20 protein-coding genes are annotated in these 25,393 nt (G+C 63.7%); 7 read left to right on the top strand and 13 right to left on the bottom strand.

From position 1 onward, the window contains the following. The first annotated feature begins 33 nt into the window (after positions 1–33). Positions 34–1,758, top strand: a complete 1,725-nt coding sequence (locus tag FJ938_RS05760; protein ID WP_140691962.1) for a type I secretion system permease/ATPase — start codon at positions 34–36, stop codon at positions 1,756–1,758. Continuing rightward, on the top strand, positions 1,755–3,092 hold the full coding sequence (locus FJ938_RS05755; RefSeq protein ID WP_140691960.1) for an HlyD family type I secretion periplasmic adaptor subunit: 1,338 nt from the start codon (positions 1,755–1,757) through the stop codon (positions 3,090–3,092). Before FJ938_RS05760 ends, FJ938_RS05755 begins: the two co-directional genes overlap by 4 nt. Positions 3,093–3,463: 371 nt before the next feature. Here FJ938_RS05755 and FJ938_RS05750 read toward each other — a convergent pair whose 3' ends face one another. Together FJ938_RS05750 and betI are read right to left on the bottom strand one after the other, a co-directional pair. Beyond that, a complete protein-coding gene (locus FJ938_RS05750; protein ID WP_140691957.1) occupies positions 3,464–4,840 on the bottom strand; it encodes an amidase in 1,377 nt (458 codons plus the stop codon). Beyond that, positions 4,837–5,436, bottom strand: a complete 600-nt coding sequence (gene betI, locus FJ938_RS05745; protein WP_140613574.1) for a transcriptional regulator BetI — start codon at positions 5,434–5,436, stop codon at positions 4,837–4,839. Before betI ends, FJ938_RS05750 begins: the two co-directional genes overlap by 4 nt. Positions 5,437–5,535: 99 nt before the next feature. Between betI and choX the strand changes: the two genes are divergently transcribed. The 3 genes from choX to FJ938_RS05725 all read left to right on the top strand — a co-directional run bounded on the left by choX (position 5,536) and on the right by FJ938_RS05725 (position 8,996). Then, positions 5,536–6,474, top strand: coding sequence for a choline ABC transporter substrate-binding protein (choX, locus tag FJ938_RS05740; RefSeq protein ID WP_140613573.1), 939 nt, complete (start codon positions 5,536–5,538; stop codon positions 6,472–6,474). A gap of 433 nt (positions 6,475–6,907) precedes the next feature. Beyond that, the gene (locus FJ938_RS05730; protein WP_140691949.1) at positions 6,908–7,237 is read left to right on the top strand and encodes a hypothetical protein; all 330 of its coding nucleotides are present in this window, start codon (positions 6,908–6,910) and stop codon (positions 7,235–7,237) included. 226 nt (positions 7,238–7,463) lie between these two features. Next, entirely contained in the window at positions 7,464–8,996 is a 1,533-nt protein-coding gene (locus FJ938_RS05725; RefSeq protein ID WP_140691946.1) for a YifB family Mg chelatase-like AAA ATPase, read from the top strand. Between the two features lie 1,080 nt (positions 8,997–10,076). Here the strand turns inward: FJ938_RS05725 and FJ938_RS05720 are convergent. The 9 genes from FJ938_RS05720 to cysK all read right to left on the bottom strand — a co-directional run bounded on the left by FJ938_RS05720 (position 10,077) and on the right by cysK (position 20,755). Next, positions 10,077–11,045 (bottom strand): FkbM family methyltransferase, encoded by a 969-nt coding sequence (locus FJ938_RS05720; protein WP_246673196.1) that lies wholly within the window; start codon positions 11,043–11,045, stop codon positions 10,077–10,079. A 311-nt stretch (positions 11,046–11,356) separates the two neighbouring features. Beyond that, a complete protein-coding gene (locus FJ938_RS05715) occupies positions 11,357–13,528 on the bottom strand; it encodes a malate synthase G (protein WP_140691943.1) in 2,172 nt (723 codons plus the stop codon). 278 nt (positions 13,529–13,806) lie between these two features. Next, a complete protein-coding gene (locus tag FJ938_RS05710; protein WP_140691940.1) occupies positions 13,807–15,849 on the bottom strand; it encodes a hydantoinase/oxoprolinase family protein in 2,043 nt (680 codons plus the stop codon). 161 nt (positions 15,850–16,010) lie between these two features. Beyond that, positions 16,011–16,406, bottom strand: a complete 396-nt coding sequence (locus tag FJ938_RS05700; protein WP_140691935.1) for an endonuclease domain-containing protein — start codon at positions 16,404–16,406, stop codon at positions 16,011–16,013. A gap of 95 nt (positions 16,407–16,501) precedes the next feature. Then, on the bottom strand, positions 16,502–17,128 hold the full coding sequence (locus FJ938_RS05695) for a CDGSH iron-sulfur domain-containing protein (protein WP_140691933.1): 627 nt from the start codon (positions 17,126–17,128) through the stop codon (positions 16,502–16,504). Between the two features lie 112 nt (positions 17,129–17,240). Next, positions 17,241–17,612 carry a hypothetical protein gene (locus tag FJ938_RS05690; protein WP_140691930.1) on the bottom strand — a complete coding sequence of 124 codons (372 nt, stop codon included), beginning with the start codon at positions 17,610–17,612 and terminating at the stop codon, positions 17,241–17,243. A 128-nt stretch (positions 17,613–17,740) separates the two neighbouring features. Beyond that, a complete protein-coding gene (locus FJ938_RS05685) occupies positions 17,741–18,094 on the bottom strand; it encodes a hypothetical protein (RefSeq protein WP_246673194.1) in 354 nt (117 codons plus the stop codon). Between the two features lie 71 nt (positions 18,095–18,165). Next, positions 18,166–19,653 carry an aspartate aminotransferase family protein gene (locus FJ938_RS05680; protein WP_140691925.1) on the bottom strand — a complete coding sequence of 496 codons (1,488 nt, stop codon included), beginning with the start codon at positions 19,651–19,653 and terminating at the stop codon, positions 18,166–18,168. Between the two features lie 13 nt (positions 19,654–19,666). Then, on the bottom strand, positions 19,667–20,755 hold the full coding sequence (cysK, locus tag FJ938_RS05675) for a cysteine synthase A (RefSeq protein ID WP_140691923.1): 1,089 nt from the start codon (positions 20,753–20,755) through the stop codon (positions 19,667–19,669). A gap of 255 nt (positions 20,756–21,010) precedes the next feature. Between cysK and FJ938_RS05670 the strand changes: the two genes are divergently transcribed. Continuing rightward, on the top strand, positions 21,011–22,999 hold the full coding sequence (locus FJ938_RS05670; protein WP_140691920.1) for a BTAD domain-containing putative transcriptional regulator: 1,989 nt from the start codon (positions 21,011–21,013) through the stop codon (positions 22,997–22,999). 97 nt (positions 23,000–23,096) lie between these two features. Continuing rightward, positions 23,097–23,273, top strand: coding sequence for a hypothetical protein (locus tag FJ938_RS05665; RefSeq protein ID WP_181169011.1), 177 nt, complete (start codon positions 23,097–23,099; stop codon positions 23,271–23,273). A gap of 36 nt (positions 23,274–23,309) precedes the next feature. Here FJ938_RS05665 and FJ938_RS05660 read toward each other — a convergent pair whose 3' ends face one another. Beyond that, the gene (locus FJ938_RS05660) at positions 23,310–23,618 is read right to left on the bottom strand and encodes a UBP-type zinc finger domain-containing protein (RefSeq protein ID WP_140691917.1); all 309 of its coding nucleotides are present in this window, start codon (positions 23,616–23,618) and stop codon (positions 23,310–23,312) included. Positions 23,619–23,682: 64 nt separating this feature from the next. After that, complete coding sequence (locus FJ938_RS05655; RefSeq protein ID WP_140610636.1) at positions 23,683–25,380, bottom strand: cyclic nucleotide-binding domain-containing thioredoxin-disulfide reductase; 1,698 nt, start codon at positions 25,378–25,380, stop codon at positions 23,683–23,685. Positions 25,381–25,393 lie beyond the last annotated feature (13 nt).

The raw sequence follows: 25,393 nt of genomic DNA, 5'->3' as shown, positions 1-25,393 counted from the left end.
CCATTGCGGGTTCTCGTCCAGTTCAGGGCTACTATGCCAAACGACAACATGCTCACCCAGATGCTTGCCCGCTGCCGTAGCGGCTTTGTCGCGGTGGCGGGGTTCAGCCTCATCATCAACCTGCTCGTGCTGTCGACCTCCGTTTACATGTTGCAGGTCTATGACCGCGTGCTGCCCGGCCGTAGCGTCGAGACGCTCGTCTATCTCACGCTGATTGCGACTGGCGCGCTCGCGGCGATGGGCGCGCTGGAGCTTTTCCGGTCCCGGCTGCTGGTGCGGCTCGGCGTCTGGATCGACCGCGTCCTCTCGCCGCAAGTGCTGGGGCGCAGCCTCGAGAATGCGCTGCGTGGCATCCCCTACCGGACCGAAGGCCTGCGTGACCTCGCCACCCTGCGTGGCTATCTCGGCGGCGGCGGCATCATGGCACTGTTCGATGCGCCATGGATGCCGATCTACCTTGTCTTTATTTTCCTGCTCCACCCGCTGTTAGGGCTCCTGGCGCTCGGCGGCGCCGTCGTCCTCTTCTGCCTCGCGCTCGCCAACAACGCACTGACGGCCGTCACGCTCAAGCAGGCCAACATGGCTTCGGCGCGCGCCTACCAGGGGGCCGATGCCGCCTTCCGCAACGCCGAGGTGGTCGACGGCATGGGAATGGGCGGCGCACTGATGCAGCGCTGGGACACGGCCAATGCCCATGTGCTTTCGCTGCAGTCGCGCGCCAGCGACCGCGCCGGCCTGATCAGCGCCTTCACAAAGCCGTTCCGGATGTTTCTGCAGGTCGCGGTGCTGGGCCTTGGCGCCTGGCTTTCTCTGCGCCACGAGGTTTCGCCCGGTGCCATGATCGCCGCGTCGATCATCATGTCACGGGCGCTTGCTCCGGTCGAACAGGCGATCGCCACCTGGAAACAGACGACAGGGGCGCGCGAGGCATGGGGGCGGCTCAACCGACTGTTCGAGGCTCCGCAGCTGCGCCCGGCGGGTATGGAATTGCCAAGACCGCAGGGGCAGCTTGCCGTCGAAGCAGTGACCTATTCGCCGACGGGCTCCAGGGGAGCAGTACTAAGGAACGTCACCTTCTCGCTCTCGCCCGGCAATGTGCTTGCGGTGATCGGCCCGTCGGCGGCTGGCAAATCAACGCTCGCTCGGCTCATTGTCGGCATGGCTTCGCCGCAGCACGGCCAGGTTCGCCTCGACGGTGCCGACGTGTTTTCCTGGAATCGGACCGATTTCGGCCGCCACGTCGGCTACCTGCCGCAGGATGTCGAGCTCTTTCCGGGGAGCATTCGCGAGAACATCGCCCGTATGGAGGAAGGCGATCCGGCGGCGGTCGTGATCGCTGCCAAGATGGCCGGGGTGCATGAGATGATTCTCAGGCTCCCCAGGGGATACGACACCGACATCGGAGAGCACGGTTCCATCCTGTCCGGCGGTCAGCGCCAGCGCATCGGCCTCGCGCGGGCGCTTTACGGCCGCCCGGCGCTGGTGGTGCTCGACGAGCCGAATTCCAGTCTGGACGCGGCCGGGGAAGAGGCGCTGAACCAGGCAATCGCAGCGGTGAAGGAGGCCGGCTCGACGGTTGTCATCATTGCCCATCGGCCGTCGCTGATGGCACATGTCGATTCGCTGCTGGTGCTCAACGAGGGCCAGACCCAGATGTTCGGCCCGCGCGATGCGGTGCTTGCCCAACTGCGTCGTCCCGAGCCTTCAATCGCCGCGCCGCAGGTCAGGGTGGTGTCTTCAGAAAGGAGTGCGTCGTGAGGAATGCTGCCCTGCCTTCTGCAATACTGGAACTAGCGGCACCGCCGGCATATCCGCCCATTCGCAGCCATGTGGTGGGCGGCCTTGCCGTGATTGGACTGATGTTCTGCGGCTTCGGCGGCTGGGCGGCGACCGCTCCGCTGACGAGCGCCGCAGTTGCTCCAGGCGTCGTCAAGGTCGACAGCAACCGCAAGACCATCCAGCACCTGGAAGGCGGTATCATTCGGGAAATCCTTGTTCGCGAGGGAGATGCGGTCAAAAAAGGGCAGGTGCTGGTTCGGCTCGACGGGCTTGATGCGGGGTCGGACCGTGATACCATACGCGACCAGCTTGATGCACTGCTGGCCAGCGAAGCCCGCCTCACCGCCCAGCGCGACAGCCTGGCTCAGATCGCGTTCCCGGCGGAACTGCTCGCCCGGCGGGGCGAACCGAATGTCGCCGAGGCGCTCGCCGGACAGGAGCGCATTTTTTCGGACCAGGCCGAAGTGCTGAAGTCACAGGTCGAGGTCTGGCAACAGCGGAGTGCCCAGTACGAAGCTCAGATCTCGGCGCTTGTTTCGCAGATCGACGCGACCGAGCGCCAGATACCCTCGCTTCGGGAGGAGCTGGACGGTGCCCAGATATTGTTGAAGAAGGGCTTCGGCGTGAAGTCCCGTGCGCTCGGCCTGGAGCGGCAGATCGCTGCCAGCGAGGGCGATGCCGGGGCAAACCGGGCGCGCATCGAAAGCCTCAGGCAGCAGATCGCAGAGGCCGACGCGCAGATCGAGAACGTCAAGGCCTCGCAGGTCAAGACTGCCTCCGATGACCTTCGCGACGTTCAGACCAAGCGCTTCGAACTCGAAAAGACGCTTGCGAAGATTGGTGCCCGTGCTGATCGCCGGGACATACACGCCCCAGAGGACGGCGTGGTGATGAACCTTCGTTATTTCACGCCTGGCGGGGTAATTGCGCCGGGCGGCGACATTCTCGACCTGGTGCCTGTCCAGGACAAGATGGTCCTAGAGGTGAAAGTCCAGCCGCTGGATATCGACGTCGTCCGCCCGGGTCTGCCGGCGACTGTGCGCCTTGTCGCCTTCAAGCAGCGAGTGACGCCGACGGTCGAAGGCATCCTCACCCGCGTCTCGGCCGATGCCTTGGTCGAGGAACGCAGTGGAGCAACATATTTCAGCGCCACCGTCGAGGTGAACGCCGATCAGCTGAAGGAGCTGCCGAACGTGAAGCTCTATCCAGGCATGCCCGTCGATGTCTCCATCGTGACGGGACGACGCACGATGCTCGAATATCTCTATCAGCCTTTGGCCGAAAGCTTTGCTCACGCCTTCAGGGAGGACTGAGTCGGAATAATGCGACATGGCGCGTAGGCCACCAGTCCTGGACGGGATCATCACTGACAGACTGATGCCGTCCGCACAGCTTCGAAGCGTCTCGTCTCCTTGACCGAACAGGAGAAACCGCCAGCTCTCGACAGCTGACATTCGGGCTCAGACTGAAATCGGCTGCGCCCATTGCCGCCATCAATATTCTCTAATGTCTGGCGGGTCCTTTGGGTTGACATTGTGCTACATTAATTAGCGAGCAATGGCGGCGTGTTTGATCGCCTGTTGAATGGGCGAGCATCTGGCAGGGAACGATCCTTGCGGACATTCGACCTGCCATGGCAATTTACGCTCGAAGCGGCAATCCAAGTGCGGCCTGGCGGAAACCTTCATGCCGCGTGACATAGCTCCAGCTGGGCACATAGTTGCAAGACGAGGAGATCATCGCCCGGCTTGCCGCTGATTTGCACACCGACCGAGAGCCCTGAACTATTTTTGAAATACGGACACGACGCGGACGGCTGTCCTGAGATGTTCGATGGGATGGAGTAGGGAGCGAACCTGTAACCCGCCGCGTTCCAGGCCTCGACATCTCCAAATGCCCTGAAGCTCAAGGATCCGACATTCGGAGGGTCGGTCGCCAGCGTCGGCGTCAAACAGACATGGATCGATTCCATCGAACCCAGGTAGCGTGAGGTATAGATCTCGCGGGCGGAGCGTGCCCGCTCATGTTCGCCATTTCCCCCCGCCTTGGCCTTTTCCAGAAGATGCCACGTCAACGGCTCAAGCTCCTCGGCTGCCGGGGCTCTGCCGAGTTCGCGTGAGCGTTCCTCGACTAGGCGCACGAGGTCGAAAATCCACAGGTGATCGAACCAATTGGACGCGTCGAGACCCTCTGGATAGCGATATTCAACAATGCGGTGCCCGAATGATTCCAGAACCTGAGCCGCCCGGTTCACTGCCTCCTGCTGGTCCGGACCACAAGGTCTGCCTGCCGGGTCAGTGCAGCAGACCCCGACTGTTATCTGCCGTACAGGTCTATCGAGGCCTTCGAGATAGGAATGGCGCTGTGGAGAGAAATCGGCGGTGATGTCGAGCGATGCCGCGCTGTCGCGCACGGTGCGCGTGATAACGTGATCGGAGTTCAGCCCACCTGCAATCTCATCAAAGTACGGCCCTGTGGGATTGAAACCCCCGGTCGGCTTGAACCCGAACACGCCGCAGCACGCAGCCGGTATTCTGATCGAGCCACCTAGGTCCGTTGCGTGGGCAATCGGCACCATTCCCGCAGCAACCGCAGCGGCCGCCCCCCCGCTGCTTCCGCCCACCGTCAGATTGAGGTCCCGTGGGTTGCGCGTTGTGCCATACGCCCGAGGCTCCGTGACGAACTCGGCAGCAAATTCCGGCGTGTTTGTCTTGCCCAAGATAGCGAGGCCAGCACGGCGCCACCGATCGACCATGATGCTGTCAGGCTTTGCTGGCGCACCCTTGAAGAACGCCGAACCGAAGGTCGTCGGCATGTCTGACGAATAGAGGTTCACGTCCTTCAGAAGGAGGGGCACACCGCGCAATGCACTGGCAGCACCGGTATCGGACCTCGAACAGCTCGGGTCGAAATTACGCATGATCACTGCATTGAGAGCGGCATCCCTGCTTTCAATGACGCTGATCGCAGCCTCGATCACTTCGCGCCGAGAAACCTCTTTTCGTTCGATCAGACACGCCAAACCAACGCCGTCTTGAGCGACATAGTCCGACACATTCATTCGGCACCCCCACGCGCCAACTGACTGACCAGCTGGACGACGTAGTTCTGGAAAATGGCCAGGGCATTCTCAGTGGTCACTCGGCTGGTTGGTTGAGCCGCTTTGACCCAGAGCCCGTCGATCATTGCCAGGAGACAGTTGACCGCAAAGTCCACCTGCCCTTCTGGAATGAGCGAGCGAAGGCAGTAGGCGATATTGCTCGCCAGACGCTTTTCGTAAATTGCCTGATAGCGCATCATTTCGTGATTGCCGCGCAGAGCGGCCCAAAGTGCGAACCACGCCGTTGCCACCGCCGGCTGAAACTGCTCGGCATCGAATTGCGCTGAGGCGATGGCCAGAAGGCGCTCCATCGGCGTCGAAGCCGTCCGCAGCCTGGCGATCGTGACGCGTGACAACTCACGGTTCAGGTGACGCAGGACAAGCGTGTAGAGCTCGTCCCGGCTGCCGAAATAGTGGGTGATAAGACTAGGCGAGATTCCCGCCTTCATACCGATCTGGCGGATCGAACTCTGCTCGATGCCAAGCTCGTGAATGGTGTCAATGGCAGCCTCAATGATCTGCTTCTGCCGAATAGGTTGCATTCCCACTTTTGGCATCGGTTCCCTCCTGTTAGCGCCATCTTGCATTTTTTTATTGTACACGCCAACAAAAAAGATATGATTGTTGGAGCGTTCAACAAAAACAGGGGAACTCCGATGAAAGCCTTTGCCCTTTATGCAAGCGCCGCGCTGACCATCTTCATGGCCGCCGCACCTGCGCACGCCGATCCCGAGAGCTGCCGGAAGGTGAAATTCTCCGACCTCAGCTGGACGGACCTTTCGCTGACGAATGCGACGGCGTCCGTCATACTGACTTCCTTGGGCTATGAACCGGAACAGACCATTCTGGGTCTGCCGGTGACCTTCGAAAGCTTGAAAAACAAGGATATCGACGTTTTCCTGGGAAATTGGCTTCCCGTCCAGGAACAGGAATTCAAATCATACATCGACAACGGCGATGTCGATGTCCTCACCACCAACCTGACGGGCGCCAAGTTCACGCTGGCCGTGCCGACCTATGTCGCGAAGGCGGGGGTGACCTCGTACGATGATCTTTCGAAATTCTCTGACAAATTCAACTCAACGATCTACGGCATCGAAGCGGGCTCAAACCAGCCGCTGCTCGATATGATTTCCGCCGGAAGGCACGGTCTCAAGGACTGGAATGTCGTCGAGTCCAGCGAGGCGGCTATGTTGACCCAGGTCGACAAGATGACCAAGGGAAAGGAATGGATCGTTTTCCTGGCTTGGGCGCCACATCCCATGAACCTCAAGTTCGATCTGACTTACCTGAGTGGCGGCGACAAGGAATACGGTCCCAACTTTGGTGGGGCGACGGTTCGGACGCTGACGCGCAAGGGCTACCGCCAGGAATGCCCGAACGTGACCAAGTTCCTGGAAAACCTGCACTTCGACATCGACTATGAGAACAATGGCATGAACGAAATCATGACCAACAGCGTCGAGCCGGTAGACGCAGCGCGCAAATTGATAAAGCAGTACCCCGACAAGCTGACCGCATGGTTGGATGGTGTGAAGACGTTCGACGGCAAGGACGGTTATGCTGCAGTCAAGGCAGCTGTGATCACAAACTGACCATCATCGCCTGATCGGTGATCTGCGGGCATTGACGAGCCTCGGGACGATACCTCCCCCGCCCAAGTGCCGACGGGGGAGCTCTGGGAACCATGCGTGACTGGAATATCAGCAAATGGTGCCGCCGCCCTTCCCTCGACTTGGCCGTCCTTGCATTCCTGACCGAATGTGGGCCTGACGATGCAGCCAAAAGTGAAAAGTTCTCGCTCATCGATGAGGAAATTTACGACGCGCCTATCAAGACCCAGATTTCACAGAACATCGTTGCCTCGGGTGTTCCCACAAAGGAAGAATTGGAAGCGGAAATTTTGAAGCGGTATCGGGCCGCCGAACAACGCACAGCTTTCCGGTATCACAGCTCCCCAACAACATTTACCTCTATGTGTATGGAAGCGAGGAACAGGCCCGCGCCGGGCAGGGTTTGTGGATTGCGATGCTCGCGAAAAACTATGGCGACACAGGAGATCCGAAGGTAGTCATCGAGGAAGGCCGTCTCGCCGCGCTCTCCGCTGCTCCGGAGGACCGCTTTGGCTTTTCCGAGGAAATGCGGAGAGCGATCTTTAAGGAAAGCGGCGAGGCGGAAGCCAGGGCGACTCGTGAAGCCATGGAGCGCGTCCCGAACACCGAACCGATGGCGCAGACCAAGCTCGAAGTGGATCTGGCCGAGAAGTTCAAAGCCGATCTAGTTGCCAAGCAAGGAATCAGTGAGCAGCAGCTGCTCGAAATACAGGCTGAAGGTGTGACCAAGGGATGGCCGATGTGATGAAATATGCCTCGCGCATGAGGTTGCGCTACGCAGGGGAGCATGCCGCAACGATGGACTGGCCGTCTAGCATCTAGCCAATCGGCTACAAGTCCGTTGCAACTTCCACGGCGGCTTGTTCCTGTAATGTTCTTGATTTGATCAAGAAATTGTGATTGTCTGCCGAAGAGGCCATTTCGGGCCTGATCGCACGGGCTGAGGCCAGCCCGTATCCGGGGGCAACACGATGGTGGCGCGGGTTCGCACGGTCGCTTTCCAGGGCATCGAGGCTGTGCCGGTCGACGTGCAGGTGATGGTCGCGCCGGGCAAGGTCGGCATGCAGATCGTCGGCTTGCCCGACAAGGCGGTAGCCGAAAGCCGCGAGCGGGTGCAGGCGGCACTTCATGCGTCGGGCCTGTCGATGCCGTCGAAGAAGGTGACGGTCAATCTCGCGCCCGCCGACCTGCCGAAGGAGGGCAGCCACTACGACCTGCCGATCGCGCTTGGCCTGATGGCTGCTCTCGGCGCCATTCCGGGCGACATGCTGGCCGGCTACGTCGTTCTCGGCGAATTGTCGCTCGACGGCACGATTGCCGCCGTTGCCGGCGCCTTGCCGGCGGCGATCGGCGCCAATGCCGAAGGCAAGGGCCTGATCTGCCCGTTCGCCTGTGGACCGGAAGCCGCCTGGGCCGGCAGCGATTTCGACATATTGGCGCCGCGCAGCCTGATCGCGATCGCCAACCATTTCCGCGGCACGCAGGTGCTGTCGCGGCCCGAAGCCGGCATCCACGCCTCGGCGCGCGACCTGCCCGACCTCGCCGACATCAAGGGCCAGGAGACGGCCAAGCGCGCGCTCGAAGTGGCGGCGGCCGGCGGCCACAATCTCTTGATGGTCGGCCCGCCGGGCTCGGGCAAATCGATGCTGGCGCAGCGGCTGCCGTCGATTCTGCCGCCGCTGGCGCCGAAGGAACTTTTGGAAGTCTCGATGATCGCCTCGGTGGCGGGCGAACTCGGCGAAGGCAAGCTGACCGACCGGCGGCCGTTCCGCGCCCCGCATCATTCAGCCTCGATGGCGGCGATGGTCGGCGGCGGGTTGCGGGCGCGGCCCGGCGAAGTGTCGCTCGCGCATCACGGCGTGCTGTTCCTCGACGAATTTCCCGAATTCACGCCGCAGACGCTCGACGCGCTGCGCCAGCCGCTGGAGACCGGCGACTGCATGATCGCGCGCGCCAACCATCGCGTCACCTATCCGGCGCGCATCCAGCTGGTGGCGGCGATGAACCCGTGCCGCTGCGGCATGGCCGGCGAACCCGGCTATCGCTGCCTGCGCGGCGAACGCTGCCGCACCGACTACCAGGCGCGCATTTCCGGTCCGCTGCTCGACCGCATCGATCTCAGGATCGAAGTGCCGGCCGTTTCGGCCAGCGACCTGATCCGGCCGGACCGCGCTGAGAAGAGTGCCGATGTGGCGCTGCGCGTGGCGCGTGCCCGCACACTGCAGCGCGAACGCTTCGAGCGGCTCGGCGCCACCCGCGCCACCACCAACGCGCATTGCGCGCCGGCGATGATCGAGGAGATCGCCATGCCGGATGCCGCGGCCTTGTCGCTGCTCAAGGATGCCAGCGAAAAACTCGCCTTTTCCGCGCGGGCCTATCACCGCGTGCTGAAAGTGGCGCGGACATTGGCCGATCTCGACGCCAGCGAAACCGTCGGCCGCATCCATCTGGCCGAGGCGATTTCCTATCGCATGAGTTCGGAGCGGATGGCGCAGGCGGCGTAGCAAGCAGCCGTTGCAACACAGATCCGTCCACATTGAAGGAATTGAAGGGCGGATTTGCCTTCCGGGCTTCAACCGTCGAGAAGTCCCGCTGGCGGCGTGGGAGAAGCCGTCTCAGAAGATACCTGGGGTAGTTGCGAACGCCAGCCCATATAGCGGCCCCCACCAGCGCCGTGAGGATGGAGTATCCTGCCAGAGTCCGAATAGAAGGCCGGCTCAACGTTACGAACAAAATCCAAGAAGCAGAGGGGCGGGAAGGAGGTCGGCGGCGAGGTCGGCCACGATCTTGACAGGTTGAGCCAGCAACCGTCCCGATTCTGCATCTTGTTTCTGCAATTCGTGGCGATCTGCCCACCCTATGAAGCCGTTGAATTGTGCCGCTCTCGAGCGCCTTTGAGACCCTATACGCGATATCGTCGGCGATTATAGGATCGTCGGAAAAATGATTCGATATATTCCGTTTGGAACCCATCTCCACCCACGCGCGCGTGTCGGAAAACAACGCTTCCCTGGCATTGGCAGCCTGTTGTGTGGTCCCCCGCGCCAAAGTGTCTGTGCGGTCTCGGACCCCTGTTCACTCCCATCCGTCGCGAAACGGTTTCTGTCGCTCGGATGGGTACGATTTCCTTTGGGCCGTGGCGGTGTCGATCTCAACGATGACCCGAGCGGTAATCTTGACTGTCACCTTACCTGCCTCATCATCAACGCGCGTCACGTACCCCGTTATCGCCACCTTTTCGCCGGGCTTCGCTTTCCTCGGAGGCTCAATGGCAATTGGGAGGGTGTAGCTTGGAATGCTCACACATGCTCGACCACTCCGACGCACCATCAAGATGATGGGCTCATCAAGACATTGCTAATATCTAATATAGCGGTGGCGCAGTGACGCAAAGATGACAGTCGTCGCCCACCTCGCAAGGCAGAAGTTGCGGGCTCGAATCCAGTCGGGTGGTCATTCCAGGTCAACCACTGAACCCTGTTCCGCGTCAGGCGAGCGGGCGTCGAGTAACTCCGGACTGGAATTGATCCTCATGTTGAGGCCGGGGCGGATCCGCGGAACAAGTCCATTCCGATAGCGGACGCTTATATCCATCTGCTTATACGCGTGCCCACCTCCAGGAACTCACGGACAATTTCGCGTTCCATGGCAGCAGTCCTTCGTCCTTCCGAGTTCCTCATGTAGGTGGAATGGAACTCGACATAAGCGGCATGGAGATCACGATGCAGCCCCGAACGGATCATGTCGTCCAGAATCTTATACTCCGCCCCTTCGACATCGAGTTTGAGAACGATCACTTCGTAAAGGCTGCGCTTGGCTTGGATCATCCGTGACAGCGAAAACGTTTCGACGAGCTCCGGCGCAAATCGCTGCGACTGGTACAAGCCTCCGTTGTGGCCGGGAATTATAGAGCAGCCTTCGTAGGTAGGGTCCGAGTGCTCTGGCGGGGGACCGAGCAGTTCGGCATAGCCATCTTTCACGCTCGCAGCCTTGGCCACGATCTCCATGGCTCCGTTTTCCGAGCGCAAACCCTGAAGATACTCCAGGCAATTCTTGTTTGGCTCGACAAGAACGTAATCAAAGTGGTCGGGCGTGTAGTACCGGGAAAAGAACCTATACCCCTGGCCGATGTTAGATCCGCAATCGATAAACAATCCGCGACTTCGCGTTGCCGCCTTGAGCTTGGACAATGCCTGCCTTGCATCGCTCGCGACGCGATGCCGGAGCCTTTGCGACCGAATCGGCTCACTTAGCGCTAGCGCCGACAACTGGAGGAACCGACCGAGCCTCCTGGTTCTCAGCACATCTGCTATCTGGTTGATCTTGCTGATCGCCTTACCGGAGCCGTATGCCGTGCGCTCCAATGGCGGACAGGGCAGCCCGAGGCGCATGCGTTGGGTGTGTGCGAAGGCAATTGCATCGCGCTCGCGCCTGAATTCATGGAACGTTTCCTGGCCGCCCTCGCATACGCGGGCAAACCAGCCCTCAAAGCCCTCCGACAGTTCCACGGAGGTTTTGGAGCAACCGGCATCATATTCGGGGGAAACAGGCATGGCGCTTCCTGCATAGCGGTCGAAACCCGACGTTCCATTAGGTTACGCCGATACAATGAATGTGCTGTGACAGGCGCAACGGCCCGTCAACTTCACGACTGACGGTGAAGTCCATGCGATCGGCGAGTGCGCCCTTCTCGGCGCCGAGCGCGTGGCCGGCAAACCGGGCCCGAGGGCAAATCCGAGGCGCAAAAACACCTGATCCTGCGTCGCTTTCCAGGGCGCGTGGTTGGAATGGGAGTCGGCGCACTTCACGCCTGACCCCGGGCCTCCCCTTAAGGGGCGCCGGAGCTCCCGACCGCCCGATCCTTTCAGGCCCGCTCTTTCGCCTTCAGTTCCAGCCGGCGCGCGTGCAGAACCGGTTCGGTGTAGCCGTTGGGCTGGCTGGTGCCCTTGAACACGAGATCACAGGCTGCCTGGAAGGCGATGGAATTGTCGAAATCCGGCGCCATCGGCTGGTAGAATGGATCGCCGACATTCTGGCGGTCGACGATGGCCGCCATGCGCTGCAGGGAATCCATCACCTGGATTTGCGAGCACACTTTGTGGCGCAGCCAGTTGGCGATGTGCTGCGAAGAGATGCGCAGCGTGGCACGGTCCTCCATCAGGCCGACATCGTTGATGTCGGGCACCTTGGAGCAGCCGACGCCCTGGTCAATCCAGCGCACGACATAGCCCAGAATGCCTTGCGCGTTGTTGTCGAGCTCGCGCTGGATCTCGTCGGGCGTCCAGTTGGGCCGCACGGCCACCGGCACCGACAGGATGTCGTCGAGCTTGGCCTTCGGCCGGTTTTTCAGCGCCGCCTGCACGGCGTGCACATCGACCTTGTGGTAGTGCGTGGCATGCAGCGTGGCCGCCGTCGGCGACGGCACCCAAGCGGTGTTGGCGCCGGCCTTGGGATGCGCGATCTTCTCGACCAGCATCGCCGCCATCAGATCCGGCATCGCCCACATGCCCTTGCCGATCTGGGCGTGGCCGGCGAGCCCGCATTCCAAGCCCGTATCGACATTCCAGGCTTCGTAGGCGGAGATCCAGGCGGCCTGCTTCATGTCGCCCTTGCGGATCATCGGGCCGGCTTCCATCGAGGTGTGGATCTCGTCGCCGGTGCGGTCGAGGAAACCGGTGTTGATGAAGACGACACGGTCTTTTGCCGCCCGGATCGCCTCCTTGAGGTTGACGGTGGTGCGCCGCTCCTCGTCCATGATGCCCATCTTGATGGTGTTTTTCGCCATGCCGAGCAGGGCCTCGATCCGATCAAAAATCTCGACGGCGAAGGCGACTTCCTCCGGCCCGTGCATCTTCGGCTTCACCACATACATCGAGCCGGCGCGGGAATTGGCGCGGCGGCCCTTCGGCCCGACATCGTGCAGTGCGATCAGCGCCGTGACGGCCGCGTCCATGATGCCTTCCGGCACCTCCTTGCCGTCGCGGTCCAGGATCGCCGGATTGGTCATCAGGTGGCCGACATTCCTGACCAGCATCAGCGAGCGGCCTGGCACGGTCAGCGTGCCGCCGGCAGGCGCGGTGTAGGCACGGTCGGGATTGAGTTTGCGGGTAAAGGTCTTGCCGCCCTTGGTGATCTCTTCGGCCAGGTCGCCCTTCATCAGACCGAGCCAGTTGCGGTAGACGACGACCTTGTCCTGCGCATCCACGGCCGCAACCGAATCCTCGCAGTCCTGGATGGTGGTCAGCGCCGATTCCAGGATGACGTCGGCGATGCCGGCCGGATCGGTGCGGCCAATCTGGTTGTCGCGGTCGATCACGATCTCGATATGCAGTCCATTTTTCACCAGCAGCAAGGCTTGCGGATTGGCGGCGTCGCCGCGATAGCCAACGAATTGTTTCGGGTCGGCGAGCGTGGTGGAGCCGGCGCCTTCGCCGAGCTTCAGCGCGCCGTTCGCCACCGACAATCCGTTGACGCCGGCCCATTTGCCTGAAGTCAGCGGCACGGACTGATCGAGGAAATCCTTGGCCCAGGCGATGACCCTGGCACCCCGCGCCGGGTTGAAGCCTTTGCCCTTCTGCGCGCCATCCGTTTCGGGGATGGCGTCGGTGCCGTAGAGCGCGTCATAGAGCGAGCCCCAGCGCGCATTGGCGGCGTTCAGCGCATAGCGCGCGTTCATCACCGGCACGACCAGCTGCGGCCCGGCGACGACCGCGATCTCGGGGTCGACATTCTCGGTCGACACGCTGAAGGCCGGTCCCTCGGGAACGAGATAGCCGATCTCCTTCAGGAAGGCCTTGTAGGTTTCCATGTCGACGGGTGCGCCATTGTCGCGATACCAGCCGTCGAGTTTCTCCTGTATGGCGTCGCGTTTTGCCAGCAGCGCCCGGTTCTTCGGCGCGAGATCGTGGACAATGGCCGAGAAGCCGTTCCAGAATGTGTCCGCATCTATGCCGGTTCCCGGCACTGCTTCGTTGGCGACAAAGTCGTGAAGCTCGCGGGCAATCCGCAATCCGGCGATTTCGACGCGATCAGTCATCAGGGCTTTCTCCAGGCGAAAGGCTTGGGCGGGCCTTTGGCATGTCAGGGCGCAAGGGTCAATTCGGCTAAGGGTGAAGGTGCCGCATTTTGCCGCCGCGGAACTGCGTCTCTCCCCCCTTGAGGGGGAGATAGCCGGCAGGCCACAGGGGGTCGCCGCGCCTGGGGCGCCAACCTTCATCTGCCGCAGGACGTCGGCGTCCGGTCGAACCGACCCCCTCTGGCCGCTTCGCGGCCATCTCCCCCTCAAGGGGGGAGATTAGCCTCTCGACCGTCGCACTATACCGCGATCCTTGGCCTGCCCGAGGCCACCGCCACCACATGCGCCTCGATGAACAGGCGCTGGGCTTCGACGGTCGAGACACGAAACTCGGTCGCGACGTCGATCTCGGCGCTGTCGGTGCCGGCATCCCGGGCCCGCTGGGCGACTATCGCCCGCACATCGGCTTCGGCCGCCGCGATCGCCGCCGCCTCGTCGAGGAAGTCGCGCACGGTTTCTCCGGAGGCAAGGCGGAACAGTCCTTCCTTGGGCTGGCTGACCCGCGCCTCCGCCGAAACCCTGACCTGGCCGACAACGGCGCCAAGCGCGTTGGCGACATCGGTGTCCTCAGGCACCACGCAGTCATTACCGACCAATGGCGCCAGGCCGGCATAGTGCAGCGGCGCGGAAGCGCCCAGCCCGATGACTGGGCGGTCGAGCGCGACGGTGAGGCGGGCGATGCCGGGGTGCGCGTCGACGGCGCGCTGGACCAGCGCATGCGCCACGGTCGCGGCGCCGTCGAGCCCGTCCTCGGCAAAGGCGGTTTCGAGGATGTATTCGGCCGACCAGCGCGTCAGCGTCACCAGCACCCGCTCCGAGATGGCTTCCGGCGAGGCTGCGATAGGCTGGCCACGGCCGTCGCGCCTGCGGGCGAACAGCTCGGCGCCGAGGCGGCCGGTGGCGGCATCCCAGTTCGCCTGCTTGCCAAGCACATGTGCCGCGTCCGACGGGGTGAAGCCGCAAATGTGCACCAGCCCGCGCGAGACCAGCCGGTTCAAGGTGGCGTTCTGGGCATTCGACGTCAGCAGCCGGTCGAGGGCAAGCGGGGTCGGGCCGATCGCCTCGTAGAGCCGTGCTTCCGGGGCGGTCAGGCCCGCGGCAAGCCTGTCCGGCACGCCGGTGCGGACAGCGAAGCGGCCATCCATGCGACCGGTGTTGGGCGCGCGCAGCTGGCGTTCGAGCTCCGATTTGACCGCTTCACCATGCGCCATGCCGGCAAGCGCCAGCGGCACCAGGCGTCGCGGCCCGAGCAGGACCCTCGGGTTGAGCGCGCCGTCCTCCAGCGTCACTTCGGAATCGCCGCCGAGCCCGAAGGTGCGCATGGCGACGGCTTCGACCATGGTGCGGAAGCCGCCAACCGTGGCGCCTTCCGGATCAAGCCTGGGCCGGCCTTCGTCGAGTACCGCCACGTCGGTGGTGGTGCCGCCAATGTCGGACACCATGGCATTGTCGAGCCCGGTCATGTGGCGGGCGCCGACCAGGCTGGCCGCGGGGCCGGAGAGTATGGTCTCGATCGGCCGCTGGCGGGCAAACGCCGCCGAGACCAGCGCGCCATCGCCGCGCACCACCATCAAAGGGGCGGCGATGCCGCGTTGATCGAGAAAGCCCTCGGTCGCCGCCACCAGCCGGTCGATCATCGAGATTAGCCTGGCGTTGAGCAGCGTCGTCAGCGCCCGGCGCGGGCCGCCGAGCTTGGCCGACAATTCATGGCTTGATGTGACCGGCAGACCGGTCTTCTCGCGGATCAGCTCGCGGGCGGCGACCTCGTGCGCTGGATTGCGGGTGGCGAAATAGGCGCAGATCGCAAAGCCGGACACGGAGGCGCCCAGTTCCGGCAAGGCGGCCTCAAGCCCGGACAGGTCGAGCCTAGCGGCATTGCCATGCACATCGTGGCCGCCTGGACAAAACACCACCGGATCGGTGCCGAGCGCCGTCTTCAGCCCATCGCGGGCGAGGTCGGCCTCGGAAAAGCCGATCATGACCAGCGCGACGCGGCCGCCCTGGCCCTCGACCAGCGCATTGGTGGCGAGCGTCGTCGACATCGAGACCAGCTTGATGGCGGTCGGATCGGTGCCGGCCTTCTGCAGCACCGCGTCGACGGCGCCGGAAATACCGACGGCCAGATCATGCCGCGTGGTCAGCGCCTTGGCCTTGGCCAGCACCTTGCCCTTGTTGGGTCCGTGTTGCGGGCCTTCGGTTTCAGACCACAGCACGGCATCGGTATAGGTGCCGCCGGTGTCGATCCCGAGGAAGAGAGGTTTGGGTTTGGATTTTGCGGTCATGGTTGGATCCGGGCAATTCTGTTGCCACGCCCCTTAGCCGATACGGCCCTGACGATAAAGACGAGAGAGATAGGCCAAGGGCAGGAGAGCCAATCTCCCCCCTCGTGGGGGAGATGGCCGGCAGGCCAGAGGGGGGCGCTGTCCCGCCAGCCTCACCGCGACTACAGCACCTCCAGCCGATTTGTTGAAGACGGGCCATCAAGCCCGGCCGCAATCACAATATGCTGGCAGACATTGTCGATGTCGCGAATGATATCCTCGTTCCAGAAGCGCAGGACGGTCCAGCCGTCTTGCTCCAGGCGCGACGTCCTTGCTTCGTCGCTGGCGACCACATCGGCTTCCGCATGCTGGGAGCCATCGACTTCGATGACAAGTTTCCTCTCCGGACAAGCGAAGTCGACAATGTAACCGGCGATTGGAAATTGTCGGCGGAAGCCAAGCCCCATCAACCGGTGTGCGCGAAGCTCGTTCCAGAGCTTCAACTCGGCTAATGTCATGACCTTGCGCATCGATCTGGCGTTTGCGCGATGTCTTGGAGGCAATGGCGTATGAGGCATTGTCACTGTTCGCTGGGTGTTGAAGTTAGCGCTCGACGGCGCCCCCCTCTGTCCTGCCGGACATCTCCCCCACGAGGGGGGAGATGGCTACTCACCTACCCCGCAAACCCCACCTTCTTGTGGCTGCCATCGCAAAACGGCTTGTTGGCGGAATGGCCGCAGCGGCACAGGAACGCGACCGTGGTGCGGTCGATTGTATGGCCGGTGCCGGTGACGATTTCGAGATTGCCCGCGATCTTGAGCGGACCGTTTGTCGTCGGCGTCACATTGAGCGGGCCATTCCGCGCTTCGAGGGCCGGCGTGTCCTTCAGCGCCGGTTCGCCGGTGGCGGTGAACCCTGCCTTGGTGTGACTGCCGTCGCAGAACGGCTTGTTTTCCGACGCGCCGCAGCGGCAGAGCGTGGCGCGGAAGAACGTCTCGCCGTCGAGCACGATCTGGGCGTGAACGGCAAGCGGGCCGTTTTCCCGGACGCGCACCGTGTTGACCACGGGCGGCTGCTCCTGCGGTCCGCCATCCTTCCTGATGTAAGTGATGGCGCCCGAGGGGCAGCTCTCGGCGATGGCGACGATCTTCTCGACGCTGGCGGCCTCGGGATGGATCCATTGCCCCGGCGCATTGGGCACGAAGACATGCGGATCGCCGAGCACGCAATTGCGCGAATGGATGCAGCGCTTGCCGGAAAACCCGACATCGATCTCGTCGCTTTCGACCATGTCGGCCATCGCTGGGCTCCCTTGCCTGGAGCGCGCCGCGTCCGAACGACAGACGCGGCGCGCATTGGGTGTTTGGGCAAGCTATGGCTCGAACGGGAAAACCGTCAAGCTGGCAAACCGGTCAGGGGACCAGGTTGATCTCCTCGGTTTCGCCGCCGCTGCAGGTGTAGCAGCAATCCTCGCATTTCTCCTTGTTGCCGGGGCCGACGCCCCAATAGGTACCTTCGTCGCCATCGACCCAGGCGCCGTAACAGATCGATTCACCCTCGTTGCAGGAGATCGGCAGCGACTTGGTCTCGCCGTCATCGAGATAGAAATCCTTGCCGTTGCCCGGCCAGACATAGTCGCGGTCCTGGCTGTAGAGCTCGACGCGCATGGCGTTGGGATGGCTGTTCTTGATGGCGAAGGTGACATCGCCGGCATGCGCCGACGGCGCGATCAGCATGGCAAGTGAAAGCGCGGCCAAGGTGCGGCGCGCGTAGGCGTGGAACATGGTAACCCCCTGGATAAGCGGCCCACCCGGCCGCGACGCGACCATGGCACGCTGTGTTGAGTCGCGAAAGTGGGGCTGGTGCCTCGACCCCCGACTTAATTTGGGTCCGACGGGTCCTTGCCTGCTCCCTATGGCACCAGGTCGATGGTTTCGGTCGAATGTTCGACGCAGATGAAACAGCAGGTATCGCAAGGCTGGTCGTTATCCGGCCCGACGCCGGCGGAGATGCTGTCGTCGCCGTCGACCCAGGCGCCATAGCAGATGCGCTCGCCCTGATTGCAGGAGATGGGCACCGATTTCCGGGAGCCCGGATCGATCAGGAACACCTGGTCGTTGCCCGGCCAGACCGTCTCGCGGTCGCGGCTGAACAGCTCGACCGCGACCGCCTGCTTGCGCAGGTTCTTGACGAAGAAGGCCATTTCGGCGGCCTCGGCCGAGGTGGCACAGACCAGGGCCGCGAGCACGGCCATACGAAAGAGCATCACGGTCGGATCTCCCGAATCACGGCCACAGAATCGCATGGCCGCCCATGCCTGTCGCTCGCGTTTTGGAGCTAATCCCCGGATGACCCTTCCGCCGCGATCCCGCGTCCCAACCGCACCGTTTCGCGCACCAGAAGATCGAGATCGTCACGCCGGGTGCGGTGGTTGGCGATGGCGACGCGCAGCCAGTGCTCGCCGTGCACGGTGGTGTCGGAGAGTGCTGCAATACCCTGTTCCTGCAGCCGCAGCATGATCTCGGTATTGAGCGCTTTCAGCGGCTCGCCGGCAATCCCTGGCTGATAGCGGAAGCAGACGATGTTGATGGTTGGCGGCATGGCCAGCTCCAGCAATGGCTCGGCCTCGATCCGCCCGGCGAGATAGAGGGCCTGCGCGATGTTCTGGTCGATCAGGCGGCCGAACTTGTCGACCCCATGTTCTCTCAACGCCATCCACACTTTCAGCGCACGAAAGCCGCGCGTCGTCTGCAGGCCGTAATCGTGCAGCCATTCGCCGGAGGCTAGGCCGCGCGGCGTCGATTCCAGATATTCGGGCGTCACCGCGAATGTCTTGCGATGCGCGGCGGCATCCCTGACCAGCGCGCAGCCGACCTCGAACGGGGCGTGCAGCCATTTGTGCGGATCGAGCGCGACCGAATCGGCCCATTCGATGCCCGCGACCAGATGCGCGTTTTGCGGAGCAATGGCAATCAGCGCGCCGATGCAGCCGTCGACATGGAACCAGAGGCCTTCCTCATGCGCCAGCTTGGCAAGCGTGCGCAGGTCGTCGATCGCCCCGGTGTTCACCGTGCCGGCATTGCCGATGACGCAGGCCGGTTCGAAACCCGCCGCGCGGTCCTCGGCGATCGCCGCGCGCAAGGCATCGATGTCGATGCGCAAGCTCGCGTCAGTCGGAACTCGGCGCAATGCCCGATTGCCAAGGCCGAGTGCTTCCATCGCCTTGCGGTGGCAGGAATGGATCTGGTCCGAGCCATAGAAGCGCAGGGGCTTCTCGATTGCCGCGACGCCCTGCTCGCGCACATCGATGCCGGCCTTAGTGTTGCGCGCCACGGTCAGCCCAATGATGTTGGCCATCGAGCCGCCGCTGACCAGCGTGCCGGAAGCGGACGCGGGAAAGCCCAGCATTTCCTTGCACCAGTTGACCACCTGGCTGTCCATCAGCGCGGCGGCATGGTTGCCGCCGCCAAGGTTGGAGCCCTGGATTGCCGCGAGGAAGTCGCCGAGCGCGCCGGTGAAGTTGCTCGACCCCATATACCAGGACCAGAAGCGCGGGTGGATGTTGCCCATCGGGTAGGACATCACGGTGCGGGAGACCTCGTCATAGACAGCGGCCAGCGGCGCCGGCGATCGCGGCAGGCTTGCCGCGAAGACCTCTCGCACATCCGCCGGCATCTCCCGCCAGATCGGGCGATCGCGCACGCCGCGCAGATAATCGACAGCATCGTCGATGATCCGGTGAGACAGAGCCTGCGCCTCGGTCCAGTCGGAGGGATCGAGCGTTTCCTCGTCCAGTATTTCGAGCGATTGCCGCGCGACATCCATGACCGGCCTCCTGTCACGCCGCCGGGAACTGGCAGCCGGGCGTCGAGCGCGACAGCGCCGTCTCCTCGGCGTCCATTTCCGCCTCGATGCCGTCGAAGAGCGGCGTCGACATGTAGCGTTCGCCGGTATCGGGCAACATGCACAGGATCACCGATCCGGCCGGCGCCTTCTCCGCAACCTGCCGCGCCACGGCGAAGGTGGCGCCGCCGGAAATGCCAGTGAAGATGCCTTCCTTCCGCGCCAATGCCTTGGCCCATTTGATGCCTTCGGGTCCGGCAACCGGCATCACCTCGTCATAGAGGCTGGCGTCGATCGCTTCCTGCAGGACGTTGGGGATGAAATCCGGCGTCCAGCCCTGGATCGGATGCGGCTCGAAAGCCGGATGACTGGCGGCGGGGGCGCCATCGGCGCCGCGCTGCTGCGCCTTGCCGCTGCCGATCAGCTGCGCATTGGCCGGTTCGGCGAGTACGATGCGGATGTCGGGCCGCTCGCGGCGCAGCACGCGCGCCACACCGACGACGGTGCCGCCGGTGCCATAGCCAGTGACGAAGCAGTCGAGCCGCGAGCCGGCGAAATCATTGATGATCTCGCGCGCCGTCGTCGCTTCGTGGATGGCGGCATTGGCGGCGGTTTCAAACTGGCGGGCGAGGAACCAGCCATTGGCCTCGGCCAACTCGACCGCCTTCTTGTACATGCCGAAACCCTTTTCGGCGCGCGGCGTCAGCACCACCTTGGCACCCAGCATGCGCATCAGCTTGCGGCGTTCGACCGAAAAGCTGTCGGCCATGGTGACGACCAACGGATAACCCTTCTGTGCGCACACCATGGCAAGCCCGATGCCGGTGTTGCCGCTGGTCGCCTCGACGACCGTCTGGCCAGACTTCAGCGCGCCGCTGCGTTCGGCCTCCTCGATGATGTTGAGCGCCAGCCGGTCCTTCACCGAGGCGCCCGGGTTGAAGAACTCGGCCTTCACGTAGATCGTCGCGTGCGCCGGTGCGAGGTTGTTGATGCGCACCACCGGCGTGTCGCCGACCGTGTCCAGGATGCTGTCGAACAGCCTGCCGCGCCCAGCGGTGGTCCTGATCTTTTGTTTATTCAACATCTTTGATCTCCTCGATCCTGATCGTCTTCAATTTCACGGGCCGGTTACAGACCGGCGGTTTGGGCGGCGAGTTTTCGAGACCTTGCCACGCTAGGACTGACGTGCCGGCGATGCGGCAATGGCCGCAGCCAGCGGGGAAACCCGCCTTCGGATGCGCGTTGTCGGTTTCAGTGATACACAAGAGGCCGACAGGCCAGCGTGGGAGCAGGCGTGGAAACGCACGTGGAATCCGCCCGGTCGAGGCAGGACGGCGAGATGCCGGACCTGTCCGTGCGCCTGCTCGGATCGCTGACGATCTCCCGCAACGGCGTGCCGGTGGCACTGCCGGCATCGCGCAAACTACGGGCGCTGCTGGCCTATCTGGCGCTGGCGCCGCATCCGGTCGGGCGCAGCCGCCTGTGCGAGCTGTTCTGGGATGTGCCCAACGATCCTCGCGGCGAGCTGCGCTGGTGCCTGAGCAAGCTGCGCGGTGTGCTCGACGCGCCGGAGCGGCGCCGGGTGTCTACGCAGGGCGACATGGTCGCGCTCGATCTGGACGGTTGCCTCGTCGACGCGCTGGAGATCAGCCGGGCCACGGCGCAAGGAATCGGCACGCTTGGTCGGGAGCGGCTGCGGGCGCTGGCCGGGCTCTTCGCCGGCGATTTGCTCGACGGCCTGGAGCTGGAGCGCAGCCCGCTTTTCAACAGCTGGCTGATCGCCCAGCGCCGCCGCTTCAACTCGTGCCACGCGGCGGTGCTGGAACAGCTCGTCGAAACCCTGCCGCCGGATTGCGACGAGACGATCGGCCATCTCGACCGGTGGGTGGAACTGGCGCCGTTCGACGGGCGCGCGCATTTGGCTCTGCTGGCCAGCCTGCATCGACGTGGCGAGATCGGCGCGGCCGAGCAGCATCTGGCGGCAACAGAACAGCTGTTCCGGTCCGAGCAACTGGATTTCGCACCGCTTCGCGCGGCCTGGCGGGCGATCCGTGACCAACGGGCAAGCGCCGCGCAGCAAGCGCAGCCGGCCTGCCTGTCCTCGGCATCGCAGCTTGTCGCCACTCCAGGTGATGATGGCCCTGTCCAACCAAGCCATGCGTCGTTGGCGGTCATGCCGTTTGCCGAGGAAAGCGGCGCGCGCGGCGGACTGGCCGATGGCCTCACACACGACATCATCACCCGTCTCGCCAAGCTCAGGGATTTCTTCGTCATCGCGCGCGGATCGGTGTTCGCACTGGCCGAGAAGGCCATCGCGCCCGAGGAGGCTGGCAGAAAACTGAACGTCGACTATGTCGCCACCGGCACGGTGCGCAGCCTGGCCGGCCGGGTGATCGTCGGCGTCGAGCTCGTCGAGGTGCGCACGGCCAGGATCGTCTGGGCCGAGACATTCGAGCACCGGCTCGACGACATCTTCGCGGTGCTGGACGACATCGGCGACAGCATCGTCTCGTCGATATCGGCCGAGATCGAAACGGTCGAGCGCAACCGCGCCATGCTGAAGGCGCCCAATTCGCTCAACGCGTGGGAAGCCTATCATCGCGGCCTCTGGCACATGTACCGCTTCACCCAGGCGGAAAACGAGCAGGCGCGGCATTTCTTCGCCCGGGCGCTGCAACTGGACCCGACCTTTGCCCGCGCCTATGCCGGCCTGTCCTTCACCCACTGGCAGAACGCGTTCCAGCACTGGGGCGACCGCGACCGGGAGAGCGCGCTGGCCTTCGAGAGCGCCGGCCACAGCCTGCTGGTCGACGACCACAATCCGGCCGCGCACTGGGCCATGGGGCGAGCGCTATGGCTGCGCGGTGCGCAGGACGGCTCGCTCGTCGAACTGCAACGGGCGGTGGATCTCAGCCCCAATTTCGCGCTTGGCCATTATGCGCTGTCCTTCGTCCACTCGCAGTCGGGCGATCCGCGGGCGGCGATCGGCTCCTCCGACCATTCGCGCCATCTGAGCCCCTTCGACCCGCTTCTGTTCGGCATGCTGGGGGCAAGAGCCATGGCGCATGTCCGGCTCGGCCAGTTCGGGGAAGCGGCCGAATGGGCGCTAAAGGCAGCGGCGCGGCCCAATGCGCACACCATCATCCTGGCGATCGCCGCGCACTGCCTGGCGCTGGCCGGCCGGCTCGACGAGGCGCGCGGCTTTGCCGCCGCAATCCGCAAGGCATTGCCGCACTATTCGAGCGAGGATTTTATCGGGACGTTCCGTTTCGAGTCCGACGCGGAAGCGCTGTTCCGGCAGGGCGCGAGGCGGATCGGGCTGGGCTGAGACCGGGCTTGAGTCCCAACCAGTTAACAAAGCCGGAAGGAGTTGCTTAACCGTTCACGGTTATGTGACGCCTTGGGGGCATGACAAAGTGAGTATGATGAGCAACAGCCCCGAAAAGCGCAACGAATGGCGTGCCATTCTTCATGTCCAGGCCCGAATCGCCGTCCTGTTCGTCCCGGTCGTGGCCAGCCTGCTGCTCATCGCGGCCCTTGCCGGCAACGACCGCAAATCCGTTCCCGACGTCGACCGCACGGTCACCGGCTCGGTGCGATAAATCAGGCCGAACCGTTTTTCCTGGCTCTTCGAAACCTCAGTAAAACCGCGGGATCGGTCCGTTCTGCGGCGTGGTGCGGTCGCCCAGGTCAAGAAAGATCTCGTCGACATAGCACCATCCCCAGCCTTCCGGCGGATCATAGCCCTCGATGACGGGGTGACTGGTGGCATGAAAATGCTTGGTGGCGTGGCGGTTGGGCGAATCGTCGCAGCAGCCGACATGGCCGCAGGTTCGGCAGAGCCGCAGATGCACCCACCACGATCCGCTCTTCAGGCACTCCTCGCAACCGAGTGCGCTCGGCGTCACGTCCTTGATCCCAGCCGCATGTTTGCATTCGTCCGCCATCACACTCTCCTGGCCAGTTGAGGCTCAATCATTTCTTTTGCGCAAATCCCCAGGGAAAGCGGCGCTACGCGCTTTCCCTGGAATTGCTCTCAGTGGCATGACTGCCGTCTCGCGCCAGATAAGCATGCAAGGCCGCGACCACCTGGGCACCCTCGCCGACAGCCGCCGCGACGCGCTTGACCGAGCCGCACCGGACGTCACCGATGGCAAACACCCCGCTGCGGCTGGTCTCCATCAGGCCGTGCCCATCTCCCAACTCCGACCCGGTGCGGATGAAACCCTTGGCATCCAGCGCCACGTTGCATTGCGCGAGCCAGTCGGTGTTCGGGTCGGCGCCGATGAACAGGAAGAGATGGCGGATTGGGCGCGTCGTTCCCTCGCCGCTGACGCGGTTGCGCCAACGCACGCTGGCAAGGTTGCCCTCCTCGCCCTCCAGCGCCTCGATTTCGGTCTCGGTCAGCACCTCGATGTTCGGCTGCGCCTTGATGCGCTCGACCAGGTAGCGCGACATGCTGGCATCGAGGCTGCCGCCGCGCGCCAGCAGCGCCACCTTGCGCGCATGGCTGGCTAGGTAGACGGCCGCTTGTCCGGCCGAATTGCCGGCGCCAACCAGCGCCACCTCCTGGCCGGCGCAAAGCCGCGCCTCGATCGGCGAGGCCCAATAATGCACCGACGTTCCCTCGAACCGCGACAGGTTGGCGACATCGAGGCGGCGGTAGCGCGCGCCGCTGGCGATCACCACGCTGCGCGTCCGCACGGTCTCGCCGTCGCCGACATCGAGCAGGTAGCGGGCGCCCGACATGTCGGGCGCGGCGCTCAGCAGCTTGGCCTCGTCGGGGATCACCATTTCGACGCCGAACTTCTGCGCCTGATTGTAGGCACGCGCCATCAGCGCCATGCCCGTAATGCCGGTCGGGAAGCCGAGATAGTTCTCGATGCGCGAGGACGCGCCGGCCTGTCCGCCGAAGGCACGGCAATCGAGCACGATTGTCGACAGCCCTTCGGACGCCGCGTAGACCGCGGCAGCGAGCCCGGCCGGCCCGGCGCCGACAATGGCCACGTCATACACCGTGTCGGCATCGATCGGCCTGACCAGGCCGATGCAGCGGGCGAGGTCCTTCTCGCCGGGGTTGAGCAGCAGCCTGCCGTTCGGACACAGTATGACCGGCAGATGATGCGGATCGACGTTGAAGCGCTCGACCAGGGTTTTCGCGCAGGGGTCGCTGCCGGAATCGAGCACCCGGTGTGGCAGGCCGCTGCGGCGCAGAAAACCTTGCAGCCGCAACACGTCGGCATTGTCGAGCGGTCCGATGATGATAGGCCCGCTGGTGGCGCTTTCGAGCAGTCCGACACGGCGCAGGATCAGCGCCCGCATGATGCGCTCGCCAAGATTGGCCTCCTGTACCATCAGGTCGCGCAGCCTCCGCGAGGGGATGACGAACGCCTCGACCGGCTCGGCGGCCTCGGCATTGACCAGCGAGGGGCGGGCCGAAAGCTGCGCCAACTCGCCGACGAAGCTGCCTGGACCGTGGGTGATGAGCGTTTCACGCCGGCCGAGCCCGCCATCCTGGGTGATGTCAACACTGCCCGACAGGACGACGATCAGGCCGGGCGCCACGTCGCCGGCCTTGACGATGTGCTCGCCGGCGGCATAGGCGCTGGCCTCGCCGAACCGGCGCATGCGTTCGATGTCGGCCTCGGCCAGCGTCGGAAACGCCTGATCGCGACGGGTCGAGAAGATCGGGTTGGTGGCTTGCGACATGGCCGCGAGCGTA

The organism is Mesorhizobium sp. B2-4-14, assembly GCF_006442155.1.
Classification (GTDB): domain Bacteria; phylum Pseudomonadota; class Alphaproteobacteria; order Rhizobiales; family Rhizobiaceae; genus Mesorhizobium.
The sequence above is the reverse complement of the archived record's forward strand: the minus strand, read 5'-3'. Positions and strand labels throughout refer to the sequence as shown.

Excerpts from the sequence above, each read along its gene's own strand:
- cysK (WP_140691923.1), bottom strand. The coding sequence starts at position 20,755 with ATGTTGAATAAACAAAAGATCAGGACCACCGCTGGGCGCGGCAGGCTG.
- FJ938_RS05710 (WP_140691940.1), bottom strand. The coding sequence starts at position 15,849 with ATGACCGCAAAATCCAAACCCAAACCTCTCTTCCTCGGGATCGACACC.
- FJ938_RS05715 (WP_140691943.1), bottom strand. The coding sequence starts at position 13,528 with ATGACTGATCGCGTCGAAATCGCCGGATTGCGGATTGCCCGCGAGCTT.
- FJ938_RS05690 (WP_140691930.1), bottom strand. The coding sequence starts at position 17,612 with ATGTTCCACGCCTACGCGCGCCGCACCTTGGCCGCGCTTTCACTTGCC.
- FJ938_RS05685 (WP_246673194.1), bottom strand. The coding sequence starts at position 18,094 with ATGCTCTTTCGTATGGCCGTGCTCGCGGCCCTGGTCTGTGCCACCTCG.
- FJ938_RS05760 (WP_140691962.1), top strand. The coding sequence starts at position 34 with ATGCCAAACGACAACATGCTCACCCAGATGCTTGCCCGCTGCCGTAGC.
- FJ938_RS05680 (WP_140691925.1), bottom strand. The coding sequence starts at position 19,653 with ATGGATGTCGCGCGGCAATCGCTCGAAATACTGGACGAGGAAACGCTC.
- FJ938_RS05725 (WP_140691946.1), top strand. The coding sequence starts at position 7,464 with ATGGTGGCGCGGGTTCGCACGGTCGCTTTCCAGGGCATCGAGGCTGTG.
- FJ938_RS05730 (WP_140691949.1), top strand. The coding sequence starts at position 6,908 with ATGCTCGCGAAAAACTATGGCGACACAGGAGATCCGAAGGTAGTCATC.
- FJ938_RS05665 (WP_181169011.1), top strand. The coding sequence starts at position 23,097 with ATGAGCAACAGCCCCGAAAAGCGCAACGAATGGCGTGCCATTCTTCAT.
- choX (WP_140613573.1), top strand. The coding sequence starts at position 5,536 with ATGAAAGCCTTTGCCCTTTATGCAAGCGCCGCGCTGACCATCTTCATG.
- FJ938_RS05750 (WP_140691957.1), bottom strand. The coding sequence starts at position 4,840 with ATGAATGTGTCGGACTATGTCGCTCAAGACGGCGTTGGTTTGGCGTGT.
- FJ938_RS05670 (WP_140691920.1), top strand. The coding sequence starts at position 21,011 with ATGCCGGACCTGTCCGTGCGCCTGCTCGGATCGCTGACGATCTCCCGC.
- FJ938_RS05700 (WP_140691935.1), bottom strand. The coding sequence starts at position 16,406 with ATGCCTCATACGCCATTGCCTCCAAGACATCGCGCAAACGCCAGATCG.
- FJ938_RS05720 (WP_246673196.1), bottom strand. The coding sequence starts at position 11,045 with ATGCCTGTTTCCCCCGAATATGATGCCGGTTGCTCCAAAACCTCCGTG.
- FJ938_RS05655 (WP_140610636.1), bottom strand. The coding sequence starts at position 25,380 with ATGTCGCAAGCCACCAACCCGATCTTCTCGACCCGTCGCGATCAGGCG.
- FJ938_RS05695 (WP_140691933.1), bottom strand. The coding sequence starts at position 17,128 with ATGGCCGACATGGTCGAAAGCGACGAGATCGATGTCGGGTTTTCCGGC.
- FJ938_RS05660 (WP_140691917.1), bottom strand. The coding sequence starts at position 23,618 with ATGGCGGACGAATGCAAACATGCGGCTGGGATCAAGGACGTGACGCCG.
- betI (WP_140613574.1), bottom strand. The coding sequence starts at position 5,436 with ATGCCAAAAGTGGGAATGCAACCTATTCGGCAGAAGCAGATCATTGAG.